This window comes from Mycobacterium sp. 852002-50816_SCH5313054-b (assembly GCF_001667185.1).
Lineage (GTDB): Bacteria > Actinomycetota > Actinomycetes > Mycobacteriales > Mycobacteriaceae > Mycobacterium.
This window is the reverse complement of record NZ_LZIC01000071.1, coordinates 50,304-71,295: the sequence shown is the minus strand read 5'-3', so window position 1 is coordinate 71,295 and position 20,992 is coordinate 50,304. Positions and strand designations below refer to the sequence as shown.

Here is a 20,992-nt window from a genome sequence, read left to right as displayed (position 1 = left end):
CGGCGTCCGCGCGCCGCCCGTCCAGCGCGCCTTCGACGAAGCCGGCGCTGCCCTGGATCAGCAGCCGTCGGCCCGACGGCCGGTGGTGCACCAGCGTCGACCAGGCCTCGCCGCAGCGGTAAGCCGATGCGCGGACCGGCGGTCGCAGCGGTGCGTCGATCACCCCGGGGAACCGGTCCGGCGGGCAATGATGCGACGCAACCAGCGTTACGTCGTAGGCGCCCAATCGAATTGGATCGCCCGAGGTCGCGACGGTAAGGCGGTCCTCGGGCAGCCCGTAGCCGCGCCCGACGTTGACCGCCGACTCACCGCCGACCAGCCGCGCGCCGGTGCGGTCGGCGACCAGCGCGGAGTCCAGCGCGTGGTCGATGTGGGTGTGCACCGGGATGACGGCCTCCAGCCGCGACACCCCGGCGCGGGCCAGGCAGCCGTCCACCCGGGCCGGTGACGGCGACACCTTGCCGGCCGCCACCCGCGTCAGGCTGGGCCGCGAGAAGTAGCCGTCGGTCAGCAGTGCCGACGACCCGTCGTCGATCAGCAGCGTCGCCACACCCAGCCACGTCGCCGACAGCGGCGACTCGGGCCCGGCGGCCGGCACGTCGAACCGGTCCGAATATCGCGCCAGATCGGGACGGCCGGGTTTGAGTCGCATCAGCAAAATGCCCTGACGTCGGCGCCGGCCGCGGCGAGCCGATCCCGAACCGCGGTCGCGATCTGCACCGCGCCGGGCGAATCTCCGTGCACGCAAACCGATTCCACGGTGATATCGATCTGCGTGTCGTCGATCGCGGTGACCCGCCCGGAGGTCACCATTGCTACCACGCGGTCCGCGATCTCCGCCGGATCGCGCAGCACCGCGCCGGGTTCGCGACGCGAAACCAGCTGGCCGTTGGGTTGGTAGGCGCGGTCGGCGAACGCCTCGGCCACGGTGCGCAGGCCACGGCCGGCGGCCTCGTCGAAAAACGCCGAACCCGCCATGCCCAGCACCGGCAGGCCCGGATCCACCATGCGCACCGCCTCGGCGACGGCGGCGCCCTGTTCTCGATCGGTCACGATGGTGTTGTACAGCGCCCCATGGGGTTTGACGTAGCACACCGTCGACCCGGACGCCGCCGCGATCGCCTGCAGCGCGCCGATCTGGTACACGACATCGGCGACCAGGTCGTCGTGGGCGACGTCGATGTAGCGCCTGCCGAATCCGGCCAGGTCTCGGTAGCTCACCTGCGCCCCGATGCGCACTCCGCGCTCGGCGGCCGACCGGCACACCCGCAGCAGGCCCACCGGATCCCCGGCATGGAACCCGCATGCCACGTTGGCGCTGGTGACGATGCCGAGCATGGCGTCGTCATCACCGAGGCGCCAAACGCCAAATCCCTCACCCAAGTCGGCGTTGAGGTCGATACCGGCCATCCGCCTAGCTTATGGGCCGTGCGAAGGCCGCCGCACCGCCTACTGCCGGGCCACCTTGGCCGCGATCTGCTCGGCAATGCCGACCGCCGAGCCACCGGCCAGGGGGGAGGCGCACGCCAGTACGTCGATGGCGACGTTGTTGCGCACGGTTAGAGCCCGTTGGCAGGTCCACCCGTCGCCGCCTTCCTGAACTTCGGACGTACTGAGCGTGCCGCTGACCTTGTTGATCCCGGCCACCGTCCACACGACGGGAGGCTTGCCCTGGGGCAGATCCGAAAACCGCCGGTTGGCGCAGGCGGACCAGCTCTGCGCCGAGGCGGTGTAGAAGGCGTTGGCGTCGCGCGCCGACGGGTACGCGATCACGGCCTGGATGGCGTAGTGGTCGCGACCCTTGGCGTCGTCGACGCTGTCATCGAGCCGCTGGCCGCGGATGGCGGTCCATCCGGTGCCCACATAGACCTTGTCCTGTGCGGGCCCGTCGAGCGGCAGGCAGTCCTTGTCGCTGATGCTCGAGCTCCAGTCCCACATCGAGTCGGCGGAAAACCACACCTTCATCGATGTCGCCTTCAGCGCGGTGTTGATCTGGTTCGCGTCGAGCAGCAGCCCCTCGAGGGCCGACACCGCAACGGGGTTCTGCGGCAGGGGGCCGGAATGGTCTGCGGGGACGGCCTTGCCGCCCGCGACGGTGGTGCAGCCGGCGGCGAAGGCGGCCACCCCGGCGAGTACAAGCGCGGTGCGTCGCTGGCGCACTGCTGGCCCCCTCCCACGTTGTGCGACCAGCTTAAGTGGCAACCTCGCGCCGTCGCCCGACGAGCCAGCAAAACAGGTAGATGACAAACGAGATGGTCGCGACGAACACCGATACCGGAACGCCGGGCGCCAGCGACAGCAGGATGCCGCCGACGGCGGCGACTTCCGCGAAGGCCACGGAGGCCAGCACCGCCGCGGCCGGCGAGGCGACCAGCCGGGCGGCCGCGGCGGCCGGAGTGATCAGCAACGACATCACCAGCAAGGCCCCGACGATCTGCACGGCCTGAGCGGCCACCACGCCGACCAGCGCCGCGAACACGATGCCCAGGGCGCGCACCGGGACCCCCCGCGCCGCCGCGACGTCCGGGTCGACGGTGGCGAACAGCAGCGGCCGATAGCACGTGCCCAGCACGGCGATCACGAGCAGGCACACCAGCGCGAGCATGGCCAGGCCCGTGTAGCCGACGCCCACGATCTGGCCCGTCAGCAGCGCGAAAGCGGTCCCGGTCCGTCCCGGGTAGAGGTGGATGAACAGCACCGCCAGACCCAAACCGAACGCCAGGACCACGCCGATCACCGAGTCGCGTTCCCGGGCCCGTTGACCCAGAACGCCGAACAGCGCCGCCGCCAGCGCGCTGCCGATCAGCGCGCCCGCGCCCACCTCGAACCCGACCAGCAGCGCGAAAGCGGCTCCGGTCAAAGACAATTCGCTGGATCCGTGCACGGCGAACGACATCTGGCGCATCACGATGAACGGCCCGATCAGCCCGGCCACCAGCCCCAGCAGCGCGCCGGCCAGCAGCGCCTGCTGGACGAAATCGTGGTGTAGCAGGTCGGCAGTGATGTCGAAGGAGAACAGGTGGCCCAGCATCCCGGCGAGCCGGTGGTTCATCCGCCGCACCCGTCGTCCGGCTCGCCCACCACCACGTAGCCGTCCCTGACCTTGGCCACCTCGATGTCGGCCCGGTACAACGCCGAGAGCGTCTGGCTGGTCATCACCTGCTCGACGGTGCCGATCTCGAACCTGCCGTCGACGAGATAGAGCACCCGGTCCACGTACGACAGGATCGTGTTGATTTCGTGCGTGACGACGATGACCGTGGTTCCGGCGTCGCGGCGGCGCCGGTCGATGAGCGCGGACACCAGCTTCGCGTTCGCCGGGTCCAGGGTCAGCAGCGGTTCGTCGCAGAGCATCAGCCTCGGGTCGCTGGCCAGGGCCTGGGCGATGCGCACCCGCTGCAGTTCGCCTCCCGACATCACGCCGACCCGAACGTCGGCCAGCTGGTCGCCGTTGACCTGGCGCAGCGCCTCGGACACGGCGGCGCGCCGGGCCCGGTCGGCCGATCGCAGCGGCCCAACGCCCCAGCGTCGCCCGTCGATGCCCAGCCGCACCAGGTCGCGCCCCCGCAGCATCACGTCCCGGTCCATCGGGCGGTGTTGCGGCACATAGCCGATGCTTCCGCTGCCCGACGCGACCGGTCTTCCGTCCACCAGCGCCAGGCCGGCGCTCAGCGGCAGCTGCCCGAGCAGGACCTTGAGCAACGACGTCTTTCCGCTGCCGTTGGGGCCGAGCACGGCGATGAATTCGCCGGGCGACACCGACAGGTCGAGGTGGTCCCACAGCACCCGGTCGCCGAACGCCAGCCGCGCGCCGCTCAGCGACACGGTGTGGGCGTGACCGGCGACGGCCCGGACCGCTTCGACGCTCATGGGCGGGCTTATCGGCTCGACCGCAACGCGGCGAGCAGCTGGTTGACGGTGTCGCGCTGCCAGGTGAGGTAGTCGCTGCCGTCGGGCAGCGTCTCGGTCACCTCGGTGACCGGCACGCCCGCGCGCCGTGCGGCGCTCGCGAGGCCGCTGACCGCGGAGCTGGACGTCTGCGGGTTGATCAGCAGCGCCGAGACCCGCCGGTGGTCGATCATGTCGAGCACGGCTGCCATGTCCGACGGCGCGGGATCGGTTTCGTTCTCGCCGGCCGCGGCCAACGCGACCGGGGTGCGATTCACCAAGCCGGCCGCGGCCAGCAGGTAGTCGACGTCGGGCTCGGTCGCGATGACCGCCGCCTCAGGGTATGCGCGGGCGATGGCGTGCTCGGAGCTGGCGATCGAGTCGGCGCCGCGGCCGAACGCGGCGGCGTTGGCCCGGTAGCCGGCGGCGTTGGCCGGGTCGATGGCCGCCATCCGGTCGGCGATCGATGAGGCCACCGACTTGGCCACGTTCAGGTCGTAGAACACGTGCTCGTTGCGGGGCTCGTCGCCGGCGGCAGGGACGAACGAGTACGCGTCGACCGAGTTGATGCCCGGATGCCTGGCCAGCACCTGGTCCACCCAGGGGTCGTAACCGCCGCCGTTGTAGACGACCAGGGCGGCGTCGGTGAGTGCGGCGGCGTCCGAGGGACTGGCCATGTAGGAGTGCGGGTCGGTGTCGGAGCCGGTGAGGATGGACTTGACGGCGACGTGGCGGCCGGTGACGGCGCTGGCCACGCTGCCCCACACGTCGGTGGAGGCCACCACGATGGCCGCGCGGGGGCGCGTCGCCCCACCGCACCCGGTGATCGCCGCCAAGCCGGCGACGACGACCCCAACGGTCAGGACGACCGGCAGCCAACGCCCTACATGCACCTTGTGTTGTCCTCTCGCCGGCCCGGCAGCCGCCCATAATACTAATGAAAATCGTTTCCATTAGAAAGTGGCGTCGTGCGGCCTGGTAGGCGCCCACGGCGGGCCGCCGCTGTAGCGTCACCGGACGTGAGGAGTCCCACCCCGCGCCGGCGTGCGACTCTGGCGTCATTGGCGGACGAGCTGAAGGTTTCGCGCACCACCATCTCGAATGCCTTCAACCGGCCGGACCAGCTCTCCGCCGACCTACGCGAACGGGTGTTGGCGACGGCGAAGCGGCTGGGTTATGCGGGACCCGACCCGGTGGCGCGGTCGCTGCGGACCCGCAAGGCCGGCGCGGTGGGTTTGGTGATGGCCGAACCGCTGACCTACTTCTTCAACGACCCGGCGGCGCGCGATTTCGTCGCCGGGGTGGCGCAATCCTGCGAAGAACTCGGGCAGGGGCTGCTTCTGGTCGCCGTGGGCGCAAGCCGCAGCCTCGACGACGGAACGGCCGCCGTGCTCGGCGCCGGCGTGGACGGGTTCGTGGTGTATTCGGTCTGCGAGGACGACCCCTACCTGCAGGTGGTGCTGCAGCGCCGGCTGCCGGTCGTGGTGGTCGACCAGCCCAAGGGGCTGGCCGGTGTGTCCCGGGTCGGCATCGACGACCGGGCGGCGATGCGTGCGCTGGCCGACTATGTGCTCGGGCTGGGGCACCGCGAGATCGGATTGCTGACCATGCGGCTGGGCCGGGAACGCCGGCAGGGGCTGGTGGACGCCGAGCGGCTCCGGTCGCCGGCGTTCGACGTCCAGCGCGAGCGCGTGATCGGGGTGTGGGAGGCGATGGCGGCCGCCGGTGTCGATCCGGATTCGCTGACCGTGGTGGAGAGCTACGAGCACCTCCCCGAATCGGGCGGCACTGCCGCCAGGGCGGCGCTGGAGGCGAACCCGCGGATCACCGCGCTGATGTGCACCGCGGACATCTTGGCCCTGTCCGCCATGGATTACCTTCGCGCACACGGCATTTACGTGCCGGGTCAGATGAGCGTCACGGGGTTCGACGGCGTGCCCGACGCCGTCGGCCGCGGGTTGACCACGGTGGCGCAGCCGAGCCTGCAGAAGGGCCGACGGGCGGGTGAGCTCCTACTGAAGCCCCCGCGATCCGGCCTGCCGGTCGTGGAACTCCTTGGGACAGAGCTGATTCGGGGGCGTACCGCGGGGCCGCCCGCCTAGGCCTTGGGGGACTCCTGGTCGCCGATCAACAACCGCACGGCCAGGTCCAGCCGCTTGCTGACGTCGGTCGCCGAGGCGCGCCGGGTGAGCCACGCGAGCAGGTTCGACAGCCACACGTCCGAGATCACCCGCGCGATGTGGTACTGGTCCTCGGTCGGTTCGCCGTCGGCCATCGCCCGCGCGAACATGCTGTCGATGAGCTTCTCGACCTGGTCGACCTCGCTGGCCGCCGACGCGTCGGCGAAGACGTAGGCGCGCGTCATCGCCTCGGTGAGCAGCGGATTGCGTTGCATCGCCCGGTTAAGCTTGCCGACCATGAAGTTGAGCCGCTGAAACGGCGTGCCACCGGCGACCGAGGAGCGATCGGTCTTGGCGTCGATGCGGCTGAACTCCCGGCCGAGCGCCGACACCAGAAGATGCACCTTGGAGGGGAAATACCGGTACAGCGTCCCCACCGCCACGTCGGCTCGGTCGGCCACGGCCCGCATCTGCACGGCCTCGTAGCCGCCCTTGGACGCGATGGCCATGGTGGCGTCCAGGATGCGTTTGCGACGCTCCCGCTGCGCTTCCGAACCGAGTTCCGATTCAGCCAGTACCGCCACGTTCATGACCTCGCGCGGCTGCGAGTCAGGGACGCGGGCCGAAGTCGGGTTGGCTGACGACATCTGAGGAAAGGCTCCTTTTTCAGGTGGTTCGTTCGCAAACGATACGCATGCTTTGCGTAAATTTCCCACCTCCCCGCAGCAGGGACAACCACGTGTACTGCTGTAATGGCGTTCGACTTGACGCTCGATCGCTGGCACTATTAGAACACGTTCTAGTGGGCTTTAGAGCCCCTTCATCCCGAACCAGGCACGCGGAGGACCCGAGGGTGGTAGCGACCGTCACCGACGAACAGTTCGCCGCGCGTGCGCTGGTGCGCGACTGGGCGCGAAGCTCGTGTTCGAGCGGGGCCGTACGCGACGTCGAGCAGGGCAACCCGGACGCGTGGCGGCCGGTCTTCGCCGGCCTGGCCGACCTGGGGCTGTTCGGGGTGGCGATCCCGGAGGACCGCGGCGGGGCGGGCGGCCGCATCGAGGATCTGTGCGCGATGGTCGAGGAAGCGGCCAAGGCGCTGATCGCCGGGCCGGTCGCGACGACCGCGCTGGCGACGCTCGTCGTCGATGACCCCGAACTGCTGGCCGCACTGGCGTCCGGGGAACGCTTCGCCGGGGTGGCGCTGGAAGGTGACGTGCGCCTCGACGGCGCGGCGGCACGCGCGTCGGGCACCCTGCCGTGGGTGCTGGGCGGCGCGGCGGGTGCAGTCGTACTTTTGCCCGCTGACGGGAAGTGGCTGCTCGTCGACACCGACGGCGAGGGCGTGCAGGTCGAGCCGCTGCGCGCCGCCGACTTCTCCCGGCCGTTGGCCCGGGTGGTGCTGACGTCGGCGCCGGTCACCGTGATCGGGGAGTCGGCGCAGCGGGTCGAGGAATTGGCCGCGACCGTGCTGGCGGCCGAGGCGGCCGGCATCACCCGGTGGTCGCTGGACACCGCGGTCGCCTACGCCAAGGTGCGCGAGCAGTTCGGCAAGCCGATCGGCAGCTTCCAGGCCGTCAAACACCTGTGCGCCGAGATGCTCTGCCGCGCCGAGCAGGCCGAGGTAGCCGCCGCCGACGCCGCGCGCGCCGCCGCGGATCCCGATGCGGACCAGTTTTCGATCGCGGCCGCGTTGGCCGCGGGAATCTGCATCGCCGCCGTCAAGGCGAACGTCAAGGATTGCATCCAGGTGCTCGGCGGCATCGGCTGCACCTGGGAGCACGACGCGCACCTGTACCTGCGCCGGGCCCACGCCATCGGCCGGTTTCTCGGCGGCACCGAACGGTGGTTGCGCCGCATCACCGCCCTGACCCAGGCGGGGGTGCGCCGCCGCCTGGGTATCGACCTTTCGGAGGTGGAGGGCCTGCGCCCGGAGATCGCGGCGGCGGTCGCCGAGGTCGCCGCGCTGCCCGAGGCGGGGCGCCAGGCCGCCCTGGCCGAGGCCGGGCTGCAGGCCCCGCACTGGCGGCCGCCGTACGGGCGCAACGCGTCACCCGCCGAGCAGTTGCTGATCGATCAGGAAATGGCCGCGGCCGGGGTGGCGCGGCCGGACCTGGTGATCGGCTGGTGGGCGGCGCCGACCATCCTCGAGCATGGGACGCCCGACCAGATCGAACAGTTCGTGCCCGCCACGCTGCGCGGCGAATTCCTTTGGTGTCAGCTGTTTTCCGAGCCCGGCGCCGGGTCCGACCTGGCGTCGCTGCGGACCAAGGCGGTGCGGGGTGACGGCGGCTGGCTGCTCACCGGGCAGAAGGTGTGGACGTCCGCCGCGCACAAGGCGCGCTGGGGCGTGTGCCTCGCGCGTACCGATCCCGACGCCCCGAAGCACAAGGGCATCACCTACTTCCTGGTGGACATGAAATCACCGGGCATCGAGATCCGGCCGCTGCGCGAGATCACCGGTGACTCACTGTTCAACGAGGTCTTCCTGGACAACGTGTTCGTCCCCGACGAGATGGTGGTTGGCACGGTGAACGACGGCTGGCGGCTGGCGCGGACCACGCTGGCCAACGAGCGGGTCGCGATGGCCACCGGCACCGCGCTGGGCAACCCGATGGAGGAGCTGCTGCGGGTGCTGGCCGAGCTGGACCTCGACGCCGCGCAGCAAGACCGGCTGGGGCGGCTGATCGCCATCGCCCAGACGGGCGCGCTGCTGGACCAGCGCATCGCGCAACTGGCTGTGGGCGGCCAGGACCCCGGCGCGCAGTCCAGCGTGCGCAAGCTGATCGGCGTCCGCTACCGGCAGGCTCTCGCCGAATACGCGATGGACGTCTGCGAGGGCGGCGGGCTCGTCCACAACCAAGCGGTCTTCGACTTCCTCAACACCCGGTGCCTCACCATCGCCGGTGGCACCGAGCAGATCCTGCTCACCGTTGCCGCCGAGCGGCTTCTCGGCCTGCCGCGCTAGCGGCGCAACGCATTCGCCGAGCCTGTAATTTTGCAGGCCCTTACTCGCACTTTGTCTGCGGATTTACCGGCTCGGCGACGTGTCGGTGCCGTGGGGCACTATTCGGCCCATGGCCGGGGTGTTGATCGCTAGCGAAGCCGTTGCGCGGGGAGTTGTGACGCGGCACGAGCTGCGACGCTGGTATCAGCGGATCTACCCAGGCGTGTATGCCACTAGAGGTCAACAGCTTTCGCTGAGGCAGAGGACCGAAGGCGCATGGTTGTGGTCGCGGCGCGGCGCGATCGTGTCAGGCGTTGCGGCGTCGGCGTTGCATGGCGCTCGGTGGGTCGACGCCGATATCCCCATCGAGTTGGTCTGGTCGAACACGCGCCCGCCGCGCGGGATAGTCGCGCGTGAGCAGCAGCTGGCGGACGACGAAATCGCCCGCGTCGCGGGATTGCCGGTCACCACTGCTGTACGAACGGCGTACGACTTGGGTCGGCACCTGCCGCGGGGGCAGGCGGTCGCGCGCCTCGACGCGCTGATGCGGGCGACCCCGTATGCCGCGGAGGAGGTGCTGCTGCTTGCCGAACGACACCCCGCCGCGCGCGGGGTGCGACGGCTGCGGTCCGTCTTACGGCTCGTCGACGGCGGTGCGGCGTCGCCGAAGGAGACCTGGTTGCGGCTCTTGCTCATCGACGCGGGCTTGCCCACGCCGATCACCCAGATTCCGGTGGTCGAGGGCTACTGGGCCCTGGCCATGCTCGACATGGGCTGGCCGGAGTTCGGCGTGGCTGCGGAGTATGACGGCGACCAACACCGCAGCGATCGGCGTCAGTTCGTGAAGGACCACTGGCGACTGCGAAAGCTCGCGGAATTGGGCTGGATCGTCATTCGCGTGATCGCCGAGGACAAGCCCGCGGATGTCATCGACCGCGTCCGGCGGGCCCTGCTTGCTCGGGGTTGGCGATCCGGCGGAACGGTCATCGTCCCGTTGGCGGGATGACTCCCGCCGAGCCTGCAATTTTGCATGGCATCACTCGCACTTCGTGTGCATATTTACCGGCTCGGCGCTAAGAGAACGTCGTCTGCGCGCAGGTGCTCGGCGAGGTGATGTTGACGCCGCCGTAGACCACCTGGATGTGCGTGCAGGCGATCACGTTGATGTCGGTCTTGGGCTGGCCCGTCTGCCAGTCGGTCGAGTCGATGCGCCCGCTCGTCTGGTACTTGTCCGGCGGTCCCTCACCGAAGTACACGGTGGTGATCTCGTCGGATCCCATCGCCTTGTGGACCCGCTCGTACTGGCCGCTGGCGTGGGTGTCCAGGTAGGCCAGCCGATTAGGCGATCGAATCTCGGTCGTTTGGCGAGCCCACAGGCCCGGTGGGAAGCCGGTCGCGCCGTCGGGGGTGAGCATGTCGGCCCCGACGGTGAAGTCGCAGTGGCCGTCGGCCTTGAAGCAATTGAGGAAGGCGTGGGTCTCCAGCTGGTTGGGGCCGTCCAGCGGGAACAGGGTGGTGGCGGTGTTGCTCGCCGCCGCAGCGACCGGACTCGGCAGCAGCGCCAGCACGGCTCCGACGGCCGCAAATCCCGGCAATAGCCGCTTCATTGGCGCCCCCTTCCGGTTCGCTACGCGACTACTCGTCGTAGGTGACTTCTACCGAATCAGATTCCGGGTGAGATTGACAGGCCAAAATCACGCCGTCGTCGAGATCCTGCTGCTCCAGGACGTCGTTGACTTCCATGCTGACCTTGCCGGTGCGCAGGGTGCAGGCACACGCCCCGCAATGTCCCTCCCGGCACGAGAACGGCGCATCCAAACCCTTCGCGAGCAGCACGTCGAGCAGCTTGGCGTTGCGTGGCCACGACACGGTGTGTGTTTCGCCGTCCAGCTCCACCACCGCCGTGGCCGGCGGCTGGTCTCCCTCGGCGGTGTCCTCGATCTTCACCGCCGCGAACGGATCCGACTCCAGCGACTTGAACACCTCGATATGCACCTGTGCCGCAGGCACTTCCAGCCCGTTCAGCGCAACCCGCGCCGCTTCCATGAAGGGGCCCGGGCCGCAGATGAACACCGGCCGATCGGTGAAGGGCGACGCGAGCTTGGCCAGGGCGGTCGCGCTGGGCAATCCCTGCAGCGATTCCAGCCAGTGCACCACCGTGAGCCGGTCGGGATACTTCGCGGACAGCTCGCGCAGCGCGTCGGCGAAGATCACCGACCGGTCGTCGCGGTTGGCATAGACCAGCGTCACCTGCCCGCTGCCCTCGGCGAGCGCCGACTTGCAGATCGACATGATCGGCGTGATCCCGCTGCCGGCCGCCATCAGCAGAAAGTCGTCGTCGAGGGTCTTGGGCACGAAGTTGCCCGAGGGCGCCAGCACGTGGATGCGCATGCCCGCGTGGGCGTGTTCGCACAGCCAGTTCGACGCGTAGCCGTCCGCGGTCCGCTTCACCGTGACGGTCAGCGCATCGTCGGTGAACGGCGAGCTGCACAGCGAGTAGCACCGCGCGACCGAGCCGGTGCGCTCGCTGGGCACGCGCAACGTCAGGAACTGCCCCGGGGCGTACCGGAGCCGCTCCGGCGGGATGTCCGGATCGCCGGGCGCATCCGGCACCGCGAACACCAGCGATCGCGCCTCCTCGGTTTCGGAGACGACCTCGGCGATCAATAGTTCGAGGACGTGGTCGCCGAGCGGCTCGTCGGGTGCTTGGTCCAGATCCGCTTCCGTCAAGACCCGTCCCTTCCTTTCCTGGCAACTAGAACATGTTATAGAAAAGCGGATTCGTATCGCTACCAGCCGCAGGAATACCCTGCTCGACACAAATCGGAACGTGTTCTAGTCTTCTGGGTAAGTCCGCACTCCCGGGGAGGCAAACTTACGTGACGTCCATTCAACAGCGCGATGCGCAGTCGGTGTTGGCTGGGATCGACGATCTACTTCCGAAGATCCGGGAGCGCGCCCAGGCGACAGAGGATCTGCGCAGGCTGCCCGACCAGACCGTCCAGGAGCTCGAGGACGTCGGGTTCTTCACCCTCTTGCAGCCCGAGCAGTGGGGCGGGCTGCAGTGCGACCCCACGCTGTTCTACGAGGCCGTCCGGCGACTGGCCAGCGCCTGCGGGTCCACCGGGTGGGTGAGCTCGATCATCGGCGTGCACAACTGGCACCTGGCGCTGTTCGACCAGCAGGCCCAGGAGGACGTCTGGAGCGACGACCCCAAGACCCGCATCTCGTCGTCGTACGCCCCGATGGGCGCCGGCGTCGTGACCGACGGCGGCTACCTGGTGAACGGCTCGTGGAACTGGTCGTCGGGCTGCGACCACGCCTCGTGGACGTTCGTGGGCGGCCCGGTGATCAAGGACGGCCGGCCGGTTGACTTCGGCAGCTTCCTCATCCCCCGCAGCGAGTACCGCATCGACGACGTGTGGCACGTGGTGGGCCTGCGCGGCACCGGCAGCAACACGCTGGTCGTCAAGGACGTCTTCGTGCCCCGGCACCGGTTCCTGTCCTACAAGGCGATGAACGACGGCACCGCGGGCGGCTACGAGACCAACACCGCCGCGGTGTACAAGATGCCGTGGGGCACCATGCATCCCACCACCATCTCGGCGCCGATCGTCGGCATGGCCTACGGCGCGTACGACGCGCACGTGGAGCACCAGGGCAAGCGGGTGCGGGCGGCGTTCGCCGGCGAGAAGGCCAAGGACGACCCGTTCGCCAAGGTCCGCATCGCCGAGGCGGCCAGCGACATCGACGCCGCGTGGCGGCAGCTGAGCGGCAACGTCGCCGACGAGTACGCGCTGCTGTCCGCCGGCAAGGAGATCCCGTTCGAACTGCGCGCCCGCGCCCGCCGCGACCAGGTGCGCGCCACCGGCCGGTCGATCTCCGCGGTCGACCGCTTGTTCGAGGCGTCCGGCGCCACCGCGCTGGCCAACGACCAACCGGTGCAACGGTTCTGGCGCGACGCGCACGCCGGGCGGGTGCACGCGGCCAACGACCCCGAGCGTGCCTACGTGATCTTCGGGAACAACGAATTCGGGTTGCCGCCTGGCGACACCATGGTCTAGGGCATGACGGCTACAGAAGAGCTGACCTTCGAGTCCACCTCGCGGTTCGTGGAGGTCGACGTCGACGGACCGCTGAAGCTGCACTATCACGAGGCGGGGGCCGGCAACGACCAGACCGTGGTGCTGCTGCACGGCGGCGGCCCCGGCGCGTCGAGCTGGACCAACTTCTCGCGGAACATCGCGGTGCTGGCGGAGCGGTTCCATGTGCTGGCCGTCGATCAGCCCGGGTACGGACATTCCGACAAACGGGCGGAGCACGGGCAGTTCAACCGCTACGCCGCGCGGGCGCTCAACGGTCTCTTCGACCAGCTGGGCCTGGGACGCGTTCCGCTGGTGGGCAATTCGCTGGGCGGGGGCACCGCGGTCCGGTTCGCGCTCGACTACCCCGACCGGGCCGGGCGCCTGGTGTTGATGGGCCCCGGCGGGCTGAGCGTCAACCTGTTCTCGCCGGATCCGACCGAAGGCGTCAAGCGGCTGTCGGCGTTCTCCATGGCGCCCACCCGGGAGAACCTCGAAGCCTTCCTGCGGGTAATGGTCTACGACAAGAACCTGATCACCCCCGAGTTGGTGGACCAGCGCTTCGCGTTGGCCAGCACGCCGGAGTCGCTGACGGCGACCCGGGCGATGGGAATGTCGTTCGCGGGGGCCGACTTTGAGCTGGGCATGATGTGGCGCGAGGTGTACAGGCTGCGCCAGCCGGTGCTGCTGATCTGGGGGCGTGAGGACCGGGTCAACCCGCTGGACGGGGCGCTGGTGGCGCTGAAGACCATTCCGCGTGCGCAGCTGCATGTTTTCGGGCAATGTGGGCATTGGGCGCAGGTGGAGAAGTTCGACGAATTCAACAAGCTCACCGTTGATTTCCTGGGAGGCGCGCGATGAGTATCCGGTCGCTGGGCTATCTGCGCATCGAGGCCACCGACGTGGCGGCCTGGCGCGAGTACGGCCTGAAGGTGCTCGGCATGGTCGAAGGCAAGGGCAGCACCGAGGGTGCGCTCTATTTGCGGATGGACGACTTCCCGGCCCGGCTGGTCATCGTGCCCGGCGAGCGCGACCAGCTGAGCGAGGCCGGCTGGGAATGCGCGAACGCCGAAGGCCTGCAAGAGATCCGAAACCGGCTCGACGTGGAGGGCACGCCGTACAAGGAGGCCACCGCGGCCGAGCTGGCGGACCGCCGGGTCGACGAGATGATCCGGTTCTCCGACCCGTCGGGGAACTGCCTCGAGGTGTTCCATGGCGCCGCCCTGGAACACCGCCGGGTGGTCAGCCCGTACGGACACACGTTTGTCACCGGCGAGCAGGGCCTGGGGCACGTGGTGCTGACCACCCGCGACGACGAGGAGACGCTGCACTTCTACCGGGATGTGCTGGGCTTCACGCTGCGCGACTCGATGCGCCTGCCGCCGCAGGTGGTGGGGCGGCCCGCCGACGGGGCGCCGGTCTGGCTGCGGTTCTTGGGCTGCAACCCGCGTCATCACACCCTCGCCTTCATGCCCGGACAAACCCCCAGCGGCATCGTGCACCTGATGGTCGAGGTCGAAGAGTCCGACGACGTCGGTCTGTGCCTGGACCGGGCGCTGCGCCGCAAGGTGCCGATGTCGGCCACGCTGGGCCGCCACGTCAACGACCTGATGTTGTCCTTCTACATGAAGACACCCGGGGGGTTCGACGTCGAGTTCGGTTGTGAGGGCAGGAAAGTCGACGACCACGGCTGGATCGCCCGGGAAAGCACCGCCGTGAGCCTCTGGGGCCACGACTTCACGGTCGGCTTCCGAACCTAGCCGGAGACCAACCATGTCGGCACAGATCGATGCGCGAGCCTTCCGGCAGGTGCTGGGTCAGTTCTGCACCGGGATCACCATCATCACCACCGTGCACGACGACGTCCCGATCGGCTTTGCCTGCCAGTCTTTTGCCGCGCTGTCGCTGGACCCCCCGCTGGTGCTGTTCTGCCCCACCAAAGTCTCGCGGTCGTGGAAGGCCATCGAGGCAACCGGCCGGTTCTGCGTCAACGTGCTGACCGAGCAGCAGCAGGACGTGTCGGCCCGGTTCGGGTCCAAGGAGCCCGACAAATTCGCCGGAATAGACTGGCACCCATCGGAATTGGGTTCACCGATCATCGACCGCTCGCTCGCCTACATCGATTGCACCGTGGCGTCCGTGCACGACGGCGGGGACCACTTCGTGGTGTTCGGTGCGGTCCAATCGCTGTCCGAAGCCCCCAAGATCAAGCCGCGGCCGCTGCTGTTCTATCGCGGTGACTACACCGGCATCGAGCCCGACAAGACCACGCCGGCTCAGTGGCGCGACGACCTGGAGGCGTTCCTCACGACGACCACTCAGGACACCTGGCTGTAGTACCTCGCGCGCGGCGGCGAGCCCATGTTTGGCAGCCGCGCACTTGCGGGAATGCGTGGTGTCATGCGCTCACCGGCGACACGGGCGTTGATCGACTACCTCAACGCTCAGGTCGATCAGATAGAGAAGGGCGACTCCGAGCTGCGCCACGGGGAAAACCCGGACACCATTCACGACACCCGCGTCGCGACCCGGCGATTCCGCAGCACGCTGCGCGTCTTCGCCAAGCTCCTCGACGGCGACACGGGCGACCTGGATCGCGAACTGAAGTGGTATGCGGGACTGCTCGGCGACGTCCGCGACTGTCAGGTTCAAAGGCGCCGGTTCGCCGCGGCCCTGGACGCGATGCCCGAGGAGCTGATTCTCGGTCCCGTCCGCTCGCGGATCCGCAGCGATCTGCGGGCAGTCGAGCTGCCGGCCCGCGCCCGGCTGAGCGAGGCGATGGACTCCGACCGCTACCACCGGCTGCAGGCGGCGCTGCGCCGGTGGCGCGACGAACCGCCCATCGGCCAACGGCTCTCCGCCAAGGCGCTGCGCAAGCGGGCCCGGGGGGCGCAACGCAAGGCGGATCGGCGGCTGGTCGCGGCGCTCGACTCCGGTGACGACGTAATGCTGCACAAGGCGCGCAAGGCCGCCAAGCGCGCTCGCTACGCCGCCGAACTGCGCAAGCCACTGGATAAGCGCGCCAAGCGAACCATCAAGCACTACAAGAAGATTCAAGGCCTGCTCGGTGACCACCAGGACACCGTCGTCGCCACCGAGGCGCTTCGGCAGATGGCGTTGACGGCGGGCACGACGGTGGGCGAGAACGGTTTCAGCTACGGCATGTTGTACGCGCGCGAGCAACAGATCGCCCGCCGATGCCGGGAAGGCGCGTTGCAGCTCGTGTGAGAGGCACACCCGATGGCCCGCTTGAGGGGGGCGGGCCATCGGGTGTGCCCGGGTCTTTAGCCTGATGCGGGCCGGCGAGGTCGAGCGGATTCCGCGTCGGCCACTGGCTCGTGCGACGCCTCCCCGGCCGTCTCATCTGTTTCCCTGACGTTCGGGTCGAGGCTGTCGGCGCGCTTCAACTGATCCTCGAGTTGCTCGCGGGATGTCGCCGCGTCGCTGTGGTGACTGGCGGCTCGTTCCTGCAGCCTTGCGGCTTCGGCCGCCTTGGCTTCGGCCTCGGCCTGCGCCGCACGCGCCTTGGCGGCCGTCTCGTCGGCGAGCGCTTGCCGCCGTTCGACCCGCGACGACGCGACGGTGGCCTGTTGGCGAATCTCTTCGGCCTGCCGCTGCCGGCGGCGACGCGTCGCTCTGTTCGCCGCGAAGATCACGGCGGCGATCACCAGGACCGCCACGATCACGGCGATCACGATCCAAATAGTGCTGCTCATCAGGGGCTCCGGTCGGTTTGTGGGTGTGTGTGCGGCCCGTCCGTACCGGTTTCCCCATATTCGACAGATATAAAACAAGCCGAGCCCGGCTGGTGCGTGGCTACCTGAAGTCGAGCGCCTCGACGGTCGCGATGGGGCCTTCGTGGGTCGGCCGGTTCGCGCCACCGATGCAGTACACCGTGTTGCCGACCGCCGCCACCGCCGCGGCGTGGCGGGGCGTCGTCATGGGGGTGATGGTGCTCCATTTGCCGGCCGCGATGTCGTACATCTCGACCACGTTCAGCACCATCGTCGGTTCCTCGCCGCCGACCACCACGATCCGGCCGTCGAGGTACGCGGCGCCATAGCTCCCGCGCGGCGTCGGCATGCCCACCAAGGTGGTCCATTTCCCCGATCCGGGATCGAACCGTTCCAGCGCCGCGGAGTTCTTGTCGGAGGACAAGAACCTGCCGCCGATCGCGTATACGTAGGTGCCGTCCGACACCGCGGCCAGGTGTTCGCGGGGGATGGGCATGTCGGCGGCGTCCCTCCAGGAGTTGCCGTCGAAGACCTCGGTCTGGGGGACGAGCTGCTTGTCGTTCTGGCCGCCGACGACGACGAGCTTGTCACCGGCCGCGGCCGCCGCCGGCGCCGCCCGGGCGTGGGTCAGGCTTGGTAGTTCCGCCCAGTTGCCGCCGCGCAGCGCGAAGACCTTGTTGGACGCATCCGCGATGTTGTCGCTGGTACCCCCGAGCACGACCACCTCGCCGCGGTAGGTCGCCGCCGCCGCGTGATGCAGGGGGATGGGCAACGGCGGTCCGGTCTCCCAGGTCCCGGTGCGCGGGTCGTAGCTCTCGACCGTCTGCAGGGTGGCGCCGTTGCGCAGGCCACCCATGAGCCAGATCTTGTCGCCCTGCACGGCCCACGCCATCATCAACCGGGGCGTCGGCGCGTCGGGCAGGGAACGCCATTGCGACGCGGGCTGAATCTGCCGGGCCGGCAGCTTCAGCGCTTCGGCCGTCGACACCAGCTGGCTATCCCCGACGGCCGTCGACCCACCGATCGCGTACACGGACTTCTCGACCGCGGCCACGGCCATCCCGTGTCGCGCCGTCGCCATGTCCGGCAGGCCGTCCCAGGTTTTCATCATGAGGTCCAAGACGGAGACGCTCTTCAGCACCTGCCCCGACGACACGCCCCCGACCGCGACCAGGCGTCCGTCGGCGATCGCCACGCCCAGGTCGCTGCGCGGCTGCGGAAGTGCGGCCAGCGCCGTCCACGTCTTCGCGGCGGGGTCATACGCCTCGACCGTGGCCAGGTCCGAGCCGCGGTTACTGCCACCCACCGCATACACCAGCTTTCCGTCCGACGCCGCGGCCAGCAGCTGCCGCGGTGTCGGTATGGGCGCACCCAGGCTCCACGAGTTGCCGTCGAAGACCTCGGTCGTGTTCAGCAGCGCGCCGTTGGCATCCACGCCGCCGGTGACGACGAGGCGGTCTCCGGCCACCGCCGCCGCGGCTGCCGCCCTGGGCTGTAACAAGTGCGGCAGCTCCACCCAGCGACTGTTGACGACGCGCCAAACCTGGTCGCTGGCAATGTTTTTGCCGTTGTCCGTCTTCCAGCCGCCGAGCACGACCGGGTTTCCCTGCCACGTGACCGCCGCCGCATGCTGCAGCGCCACCGGCATATCGTCGCCGCCCTTCCATTCGTCGATGGCGGGGTCGTAGCCCTCGTGCCTGGTGGTGGCGGCGCCGTCGCCTCGAATGCCGCCGAATACCCAGATCGTGCCGTCGGCCTGGGTGGTAGCGACCGCGTCGCGCGCGACGCGAGCGTTGGTGATCGGTTTCCACGCCGCCGGGGCCGCGGTGGTCGGCGCGCTCGCGGCGGTGTGGTGGCTGTCGTTGGGCCTGAGCCCGAGAAAGACGGCGCCGGCCACCAACACGGCGACGACGGCGGCCGCACCCACGACCAGGCCCACGCGGCTCCGCGTCTTACCCGGTTCCGCGAACCACTCCTTCACCCGCACCGCCGCCGGTTTGCGCCAGGGCGGCGGGACAGGCGGCGGCGCAGCGCTGCGGGCCTCGCGCGGCGGGCCGTTCGAGTCGCCGGCCGGCGTCTCGGGCTGTGTTTCCATGCCGTGCCCGCTGCGCAACAGGCTGGCCGCTTCGGAATATTCACCAGGATCGGGCCCCGAGGGAGAAAGCGGCGCGGTCTGGTTCGTGTCCTCGTGACCGATCGGCGCGCCGATCGCCGAGGTCGCTCCGTCGTGAGCGGGCGGCTGCGCTTCCCCGCCGTTGGTGTTGGGGGCGACTGCGGGACCGGTGATCGCCATCGCATCGGGCTTCAGGCCGTTGAGGCGCTGCGCGGCCTGCAGTTCTCGGCCGAACTCCTCGGCCGAGGCGGGGCGATCGGCCGGGTCGAGCGCCATCGCCCTCTCGATCGCCGAGCACACCGCGTCCGGGATTCCGTCGGGGCGCATGTCCGGGACCCCGGTGGTGCTGATCCGCAGATACTGCGCGATCAGGTCTTCGCCCTTCCGGCGCTCGTGGGCGGCGTTGCCGGCGATGAGGGCATAAATGGTGGCACCGAGTGAGTACATGTCGGCGGCAACCGTCGCCGGGCTACCCGTCATCACCTCGGGCGCGGTGTAATCGATCGTGCCGGAGAAGAACCCGGTCGCGGTCTCGTAGCCGCCCTCGATGTGGGCGATGCCGAAATCGCTCAACTGCGGTTCGCCGTAGTCGTTGATGAGGATGTTCGCGGGCTTGATGTCGCGATGCAGCGTCCCGGCCCGATGCGCGGTCTCCAGTGCGCCGCAAAGCTTTACGCCGATCCGCAAGGCCTCGGGCCAGGACACCGGTCCCTCCCGGCGCAACCGCACCGCCAGGGAATCCGCGGAGTGGTAGGGCATCACGATGAATGGGCGGTTACTGGCGGTGACGCCGACCCGCAGGATGTTGACGATGTTCGGATGCCCGGACAGCCCGCCCATCGCGTAGCCTTCGCGCAGGAAACGTTCCCGGCTCTCCTCGTCCATGTGCGACGGCAGCATCTTTACCGCAACGTTTCGGCCCAGTGCCGTCTCGTAACAGAGATAGATGACGCCGGCGCCACCCCTGGCCACCTGGCGTGCATCCTCGAAACCGGCGGCCGCCAGCTCCGTGGCAATTCCGCCGGACACCGACGCGACGCCGTCGGACCTGGGTTCTTCGGGCATTCCTCGGCGCTTAACCTCCGGTTCATGGAGCTCAGAGAGCTCAAGAGTAACTCCCGCAACCCCGCGGGTATATCTTTCGGCGCGCTTCGTTATCAAGCCACGATCTGTTTGGCCAACCGCTTGTGGGTGCAACGGGTTTGGCACGGGCGATCGCGGCGGAGTCGGGCCACAATGGCCCTATGACGCTTGATCTCAACGGGTACTTCGATCGCATCGGCTTCCGCGGCGCCGCCGAGCCGAACCTGGACGTCTTGCAGGCCCTGGTGACCGCCCACACGCGAACGATCCCGTTCGAGAATCTCGATCCGCTGACCGGGGTGCCGGTCGACGACCTGACCCCAGAGGCGCTGACCGACAAGCTCGTTCACCGCCGCCGGGGCGGCTATTGCTTCGAGCAGAACGGGCTGATGGGTTACGCGCTTCGCGAAATCGGCTTTCGGGTGCGGCGATTGGCCGGCCGGGTGGTCTGGATGCTGCCGGCCGACGCGCCCTTCCCGGCGCAGACGCACACGGTGTTGGCGGTGACCTTCCCCGGCTCCCAGGGGCCGTATCTCGTCGACGTCGGGTTCGGCGGCCAGACACCGACCTCGCCGCTGCGCATCGAAACCGGCAGCGTCCAACAGACGACGCGCGAGCCGTACCGGCTCGACGACAGTCGCGACGGGCTGGTCCTGCAGGCCCTCCTGCGTGACCAGTGGGTGCCGCTCTACGAATTCACCACGCGTACCCAGCCGGACATCGACCTGAAGGTGGCCAGCTGGTTCGTCTCCACTCACCCCGCGTCGCACTTCGTGACCGGCCTGATGGCCGCGAGGGTCACCGACGACGCCCGGCTGAACCTGGCCGGCCGCTACCTGACCGTCCACCGCGCCGAAGGCAGCGAGAAAATCCGCCTGCAGGACCCGGCCGCCGTCGTCGACACCCTCGCCGAACGGTTCGGGGTCAACGTGGAAGATGTCGGCGAGCGCGGCGCGCTGGAGGCCCGCATCGACAAGGTCCTCGACGCTTAACCGAGCGTCGTGCTGTGATCGGCCGCAGCCCGTTAC

General features: G+C 69.2%; 20 protein-coding genes. 9 read left to right on the top strand and 11 right to left on the bottom strand.

What is annotated here, in order from left to right:
* The 6 genes from A5787_RS15885 to A5787_RS15860 form a co-directional block, all read right to left on the bottom strand.
* On the bottom strand, positions 1-652 hold a 652-nt coding region (locus A5787_RS15885; RefSeq protein ID WP_066968611.1), incomplete at its 3' end, for an MBL fold metallo-hydrolase.
* Positions 652-1,410, bottom strand: coding sequence for a LamB/YcsF family protein (locus tag A5787_RS15880; protein WP_066968595.1), 759 nt, complete (start codon positions 1,408-1,410; stop codon positions 652-654). The genes A5787_RS15885 and A5787_RS15880, both read right to left, overlap by 1 nt.
* A gap of 39 nt (positions 1,411-1,449) precedes the next feature.
* Positions 1,450-2,160, bottom strand: a complete 711-nt coding sequence (locus A5787_RS15875; RefSeq protein WP_066968593.1) for a sensor domain-containing protein — start codon at positions 2,158-2,160, stop codon at positions 1,450-1,452.
* 31 nt (positions 2,161-2,191) lie between these two features.
* Positions 2,192-3,052: a metal ABC transporter permease gene (locus tag A5787_RS15870; protein ID WP_066968609.1), complete on the bottom strand. Its 861-nt coding sequence runs from the start codon at positions 3,050-3,052 to the stop codon at positions 2,192-2,194.
* Positions 3,049-3,870, bottom strand: coding sequence for a metal ABC transporter ATP-binding protein (locus A5787_RS15865; RefSeq protein ID WP_066968591.1), 822 nt, complete (start codon positions 3,868-3,870; stop codon positions 3,049-3,051). Before A5787_RS15865 ends, A5787_RS15870 begins: the two co-directional genes overlap by 4 nt.
* An 8-nt stretch (positions 3,871-3,878) precedes the next feature.
* Positions 3,879-4,781 carry a metal ABC transporter solute-binding protein, Zn/Mn family gene (locus tag A5787_RS15860; protein ID WP_066968589.1) on the bottom strand — a complete coding sequence of 301 codons (903 nt, stop codon included), beginning with the start codon at positions 4,779-4,781 and terminating at the stop codon, positions 3,879-3,881.
* A 126-nt stretch (positions 4,782-4,907) separates the two neighbouring features.
* On the opposite strand from A5787_RS15860, the gene A5787_RS15855 reads away from it, so the two are divergent.
* Entirely contained in the window at positions 4,908-5,990 is a 1,083-nt protein-coding gene (locus A5787_RS15855) for a LacI family DNA-binding transcriptional regulator (protein ID WP_066968587.1), read from the top strand.
* Here the strand turns inward: A5787_RS15855 and kstR are convergent.
* Positions 5,987-6,592 carry a cholesterol catabolism transcriptional regulator KstR gene (kstR, locus tag A5787_RS15850; RefSeq protein WP_197507172.1) on the bottom strand — a complete coding sequence of 202 codons (606 nt, stop codon included), beginning with the start codon at positions 6,590-6,592 and terminating at the stop codon, positions 5,987-5,989. The two genes, A5787_RS15855 and kstR, sit on opposite strands and share 4 nt — an antisense overlap.
* Before the next feature lie 269 nt (positions 6,593-6,861).
* Between kstR and A5787_RS15845 the strand changes: the two genes are divergently transcribed.
* Positions 6,862-8,973, top strand: a complete 2,112-nt coding sequence (locus A5787_RS15845) for an acyl-CoA dehydrogenase (protein WP_066968583.1) — start codon at positions 6,862-6,864, stop codon at positions 8,971-8,973.
* A gap of 109 nt (positions 8,974-9,082) precedes the next feature.
* Complete coding sequence (locus A5787_RS15840) at positions 9,083-9,958, top strand: hypothetical protein (protein ID WP_066968582.1); 876 nt, start codon at positions 9,083-9,085, stop codon at positions 9,956-9,958.
* Between the two features lie 67 nt (positions 9,959-10,025).
* Here A5787_RS15840 and A5787_RS15835 read toward each other — a convergent pair whose 3' ends face one another.
* Together A5787_RS15835 and A5787_RS15830 are read right to left on the bottom strand one after the other, a co-directional pair.
* Positions 10,026-10,559 (bottom strand): hypothetical protein, encoded by a 534-nt coding sequence (locus A5787_RS15835; RefSeq protein ID WP_066968580.1) that lies wholly within the window; start codon positions 10,557-10,559, stop codon positions 10,026-10,028.
* A gap of 28 nt (positions 10,560-10,587) precedes the next feature.
* Positions 10,588-11,682, bottom strand: coding sequence for a ferredoxin--NADP reductase (locus tag A5787_RS15830; protein ID WP_066968578.1), 1,095 nt, complete (start codon positions 11,680-11,682; stop codon positions 10,588-10,590).
* Between the two features lie 149 nt (positions 11,683-11,831).
* On the opposite strand from A5787_RS15830, the gene hsaA reads away from it, so the two are divergent.
* The 5 genes from hsaA (at position 11,832) to A5787_RS15805 (ending at position 16,262) form a co-directional block, all read left to right on the top strand.
* A complete protein-coding gene (hsaA, locus tag A5787_RS15825; RefSeq protein ID WP_066968576.1) occupies positions 11,832-13,016 on the top strand; it encodes a 3-hydroxy-9,10-secoandrosta-1,3,5(10)-triene-9,17-dione monooxygenase oxygenase subunit in 1,185 nt (394 codons plus the stop codon).
* A 3-nt stretch (positions 13,017-13,019) separates the two neighbouring features.
* Entirely contained in the window at positions 13,020-13,895 is an 876-nt protein-coding gene (gene hsaD, locus A5787_RS15820) for a 4,5:9,10-diseco-3-hydroxy-5,9,17-trioxoandrosta-1(10),2-diene-4-oate hydrolase (protein ID WP_066968574.1), read from the top strand.
* Entirely contained in the window at positions 13,892-14,794 is a 903-nt protein-coding gene (hsaC, locus tag A5787_RS15815; protein WP_066968572.1) for an iron-dependent extradiol dioxygenase HsaC, read from the top strand. Before hsaD ends, hsaC begins: the two co-directional genes overlap by 4 nt.
* A 13-nt stretch (positions 14,795-14,807) precedes the next feature.
* Positions 14,808-15,371 (top strand): 3-hydroxy-9,10-secoandrosta-1,3,5(10)-triene-9,17-dione monooxygenase reductase subunit, encoded by a 564-nt coding sequence (hsaB, locus tag A5787_RS15810; RefSeq protein ID WP_066968570.1) that lies wholly within the window; start codon positions 14,808-14,810, stop codon positions 15,369-15,371.
* Between the two features lie 63 nt (positions 15,372-15,434).
* Positions 15,435-16,262: a CHAD domain-containing protein gene (locus A5787_RS15805; protein WP_066968568.1), complete on the top strand. Its 828-nt coding sequence runs from the start codon at positions 15,435-15,437 to the stop codon at positions 16,260-16,262.
* A gap of 56 nt (positions 16,263-16,318) precedes the next feature.
* Here A5787_RS15805 and A5787_RS15800 read toward each other — a convergent pair whose 3' ends face one another.
* Positions 16,319-16,729: a hypothetical protein gene (locus A5787_RS15800; protein WP_156763964.1), complete on the bottom strand. Its 411-nt coding sequence runs from the start codon at positions 16,727-16,729 to the stop codon at positions 16,319-16,321.
* 121 nt (positions 16,730-16,850) lie between these two features.
* Positions 16,851-19,946: a serine/threonine-protein kinase gene (locus tag A5787_RS15795; RefSeq protein WP_066968565.1), complete on the bottom strand. Its 3,096-nt coding sequence runs from the start codon at positions 19,944-19,946 to the stop codon at positions 16,851-16,853.
* 179 nt (positions 19,947-20,125) lie between these two features.
* Between A5787_RS15795 and A5787_RS15790 the strand changes: the two genes are divergently transcribed.
* Complete coding sequence (locus A5787_RS15790; protein ID WP_066968563.1) at positions 20,126-20,956, top strand: arylamine N-acetyltransferase; 831 nt, start codon at positions 20,126-20,128, stop codon at positions 20,954-20,956.
* Positions 20,957-20,992 lie beyond the last annotated feature (36 nt).

Bases quoted from the DNA above. Each gene is read 5' to 3' on its own strand.
- A5787_RS15880 (WP_066968595.1), bottom strand. From the start codon at position 1,410: ATGGCCGGTATCGACCTCAACGCCGACTTGGGTGAGGGATTTGGCGTT.
- A5787_RS15870 (WP_066968609.1), bottom strand. From the start codon at position 3,052: ATGAACCACCGGCTCGCCGGGATGCTGGGCCACCTGTTCTCCTTCGAC.
- A5787_RS15865 (WP_066968591.1), bottom strand. From the start codon at position 3,870: ATGAGCGTCGAAGCGGTCCGGGCCGTCGCCGGTCACGCCCACACCGTG.
- A5787_RS15840 (WP_066968582.1), top strand. From the start codon at position 9,083: ATGGCCGGGGTGTTGATCGCTAGCGAAGCCGTTGCGCGGGGAGTTGTG.
- A5787_RS15835 (WP_066968580.1), bottom strand. From the start codon at position 10,559: ATGAAGCGGCTATTGCCGGGATTTGCGGCCGTCGGAGCCGTGCTGGCG.
- hsaD (WP_066968574.1), top strand. From the start codon at position 13,020: ATGACGGCTACAGAAGAGCTGACCTTCGAGTCCACCTCGCGGTTCGTG.
- hsaC (WP_066968572.1), top strand. From the start codon at position 13,892: ATGAGTATCCGGTCGCTGGGCTATCTGCGCATCGAGGCCACCGACGTG.
- hsaB (WP_066968570.1), top strand. From the start codon at position 14,808: ATGTCGGCACAGATCGATGCGCGAGCCTTCCGGCAGGTGCTGGGTCAG.
- A5787_RS15805 (WP_066968568.1), top strand. From the start codon at position 15,435: ATGCGCTCACCGGCGACACGGGCGTTGATCGACTACCTCAACGCTCAG.
- A5787_RS15795 (WP_066968565.1), bottom strand. From the start codon at position 19,946: ATGCCCGAAGAACCCAGGTCCGACGGCGTCGCGTCGGTGTCCGGCGGA.
- A5787_RS15790 (WP_066968563.1), top strand. From the start codon at position 20,126: ATGACGCTTGATCTCAACGGGTACTTCGATCGCATCGGCTTCCGCGGC.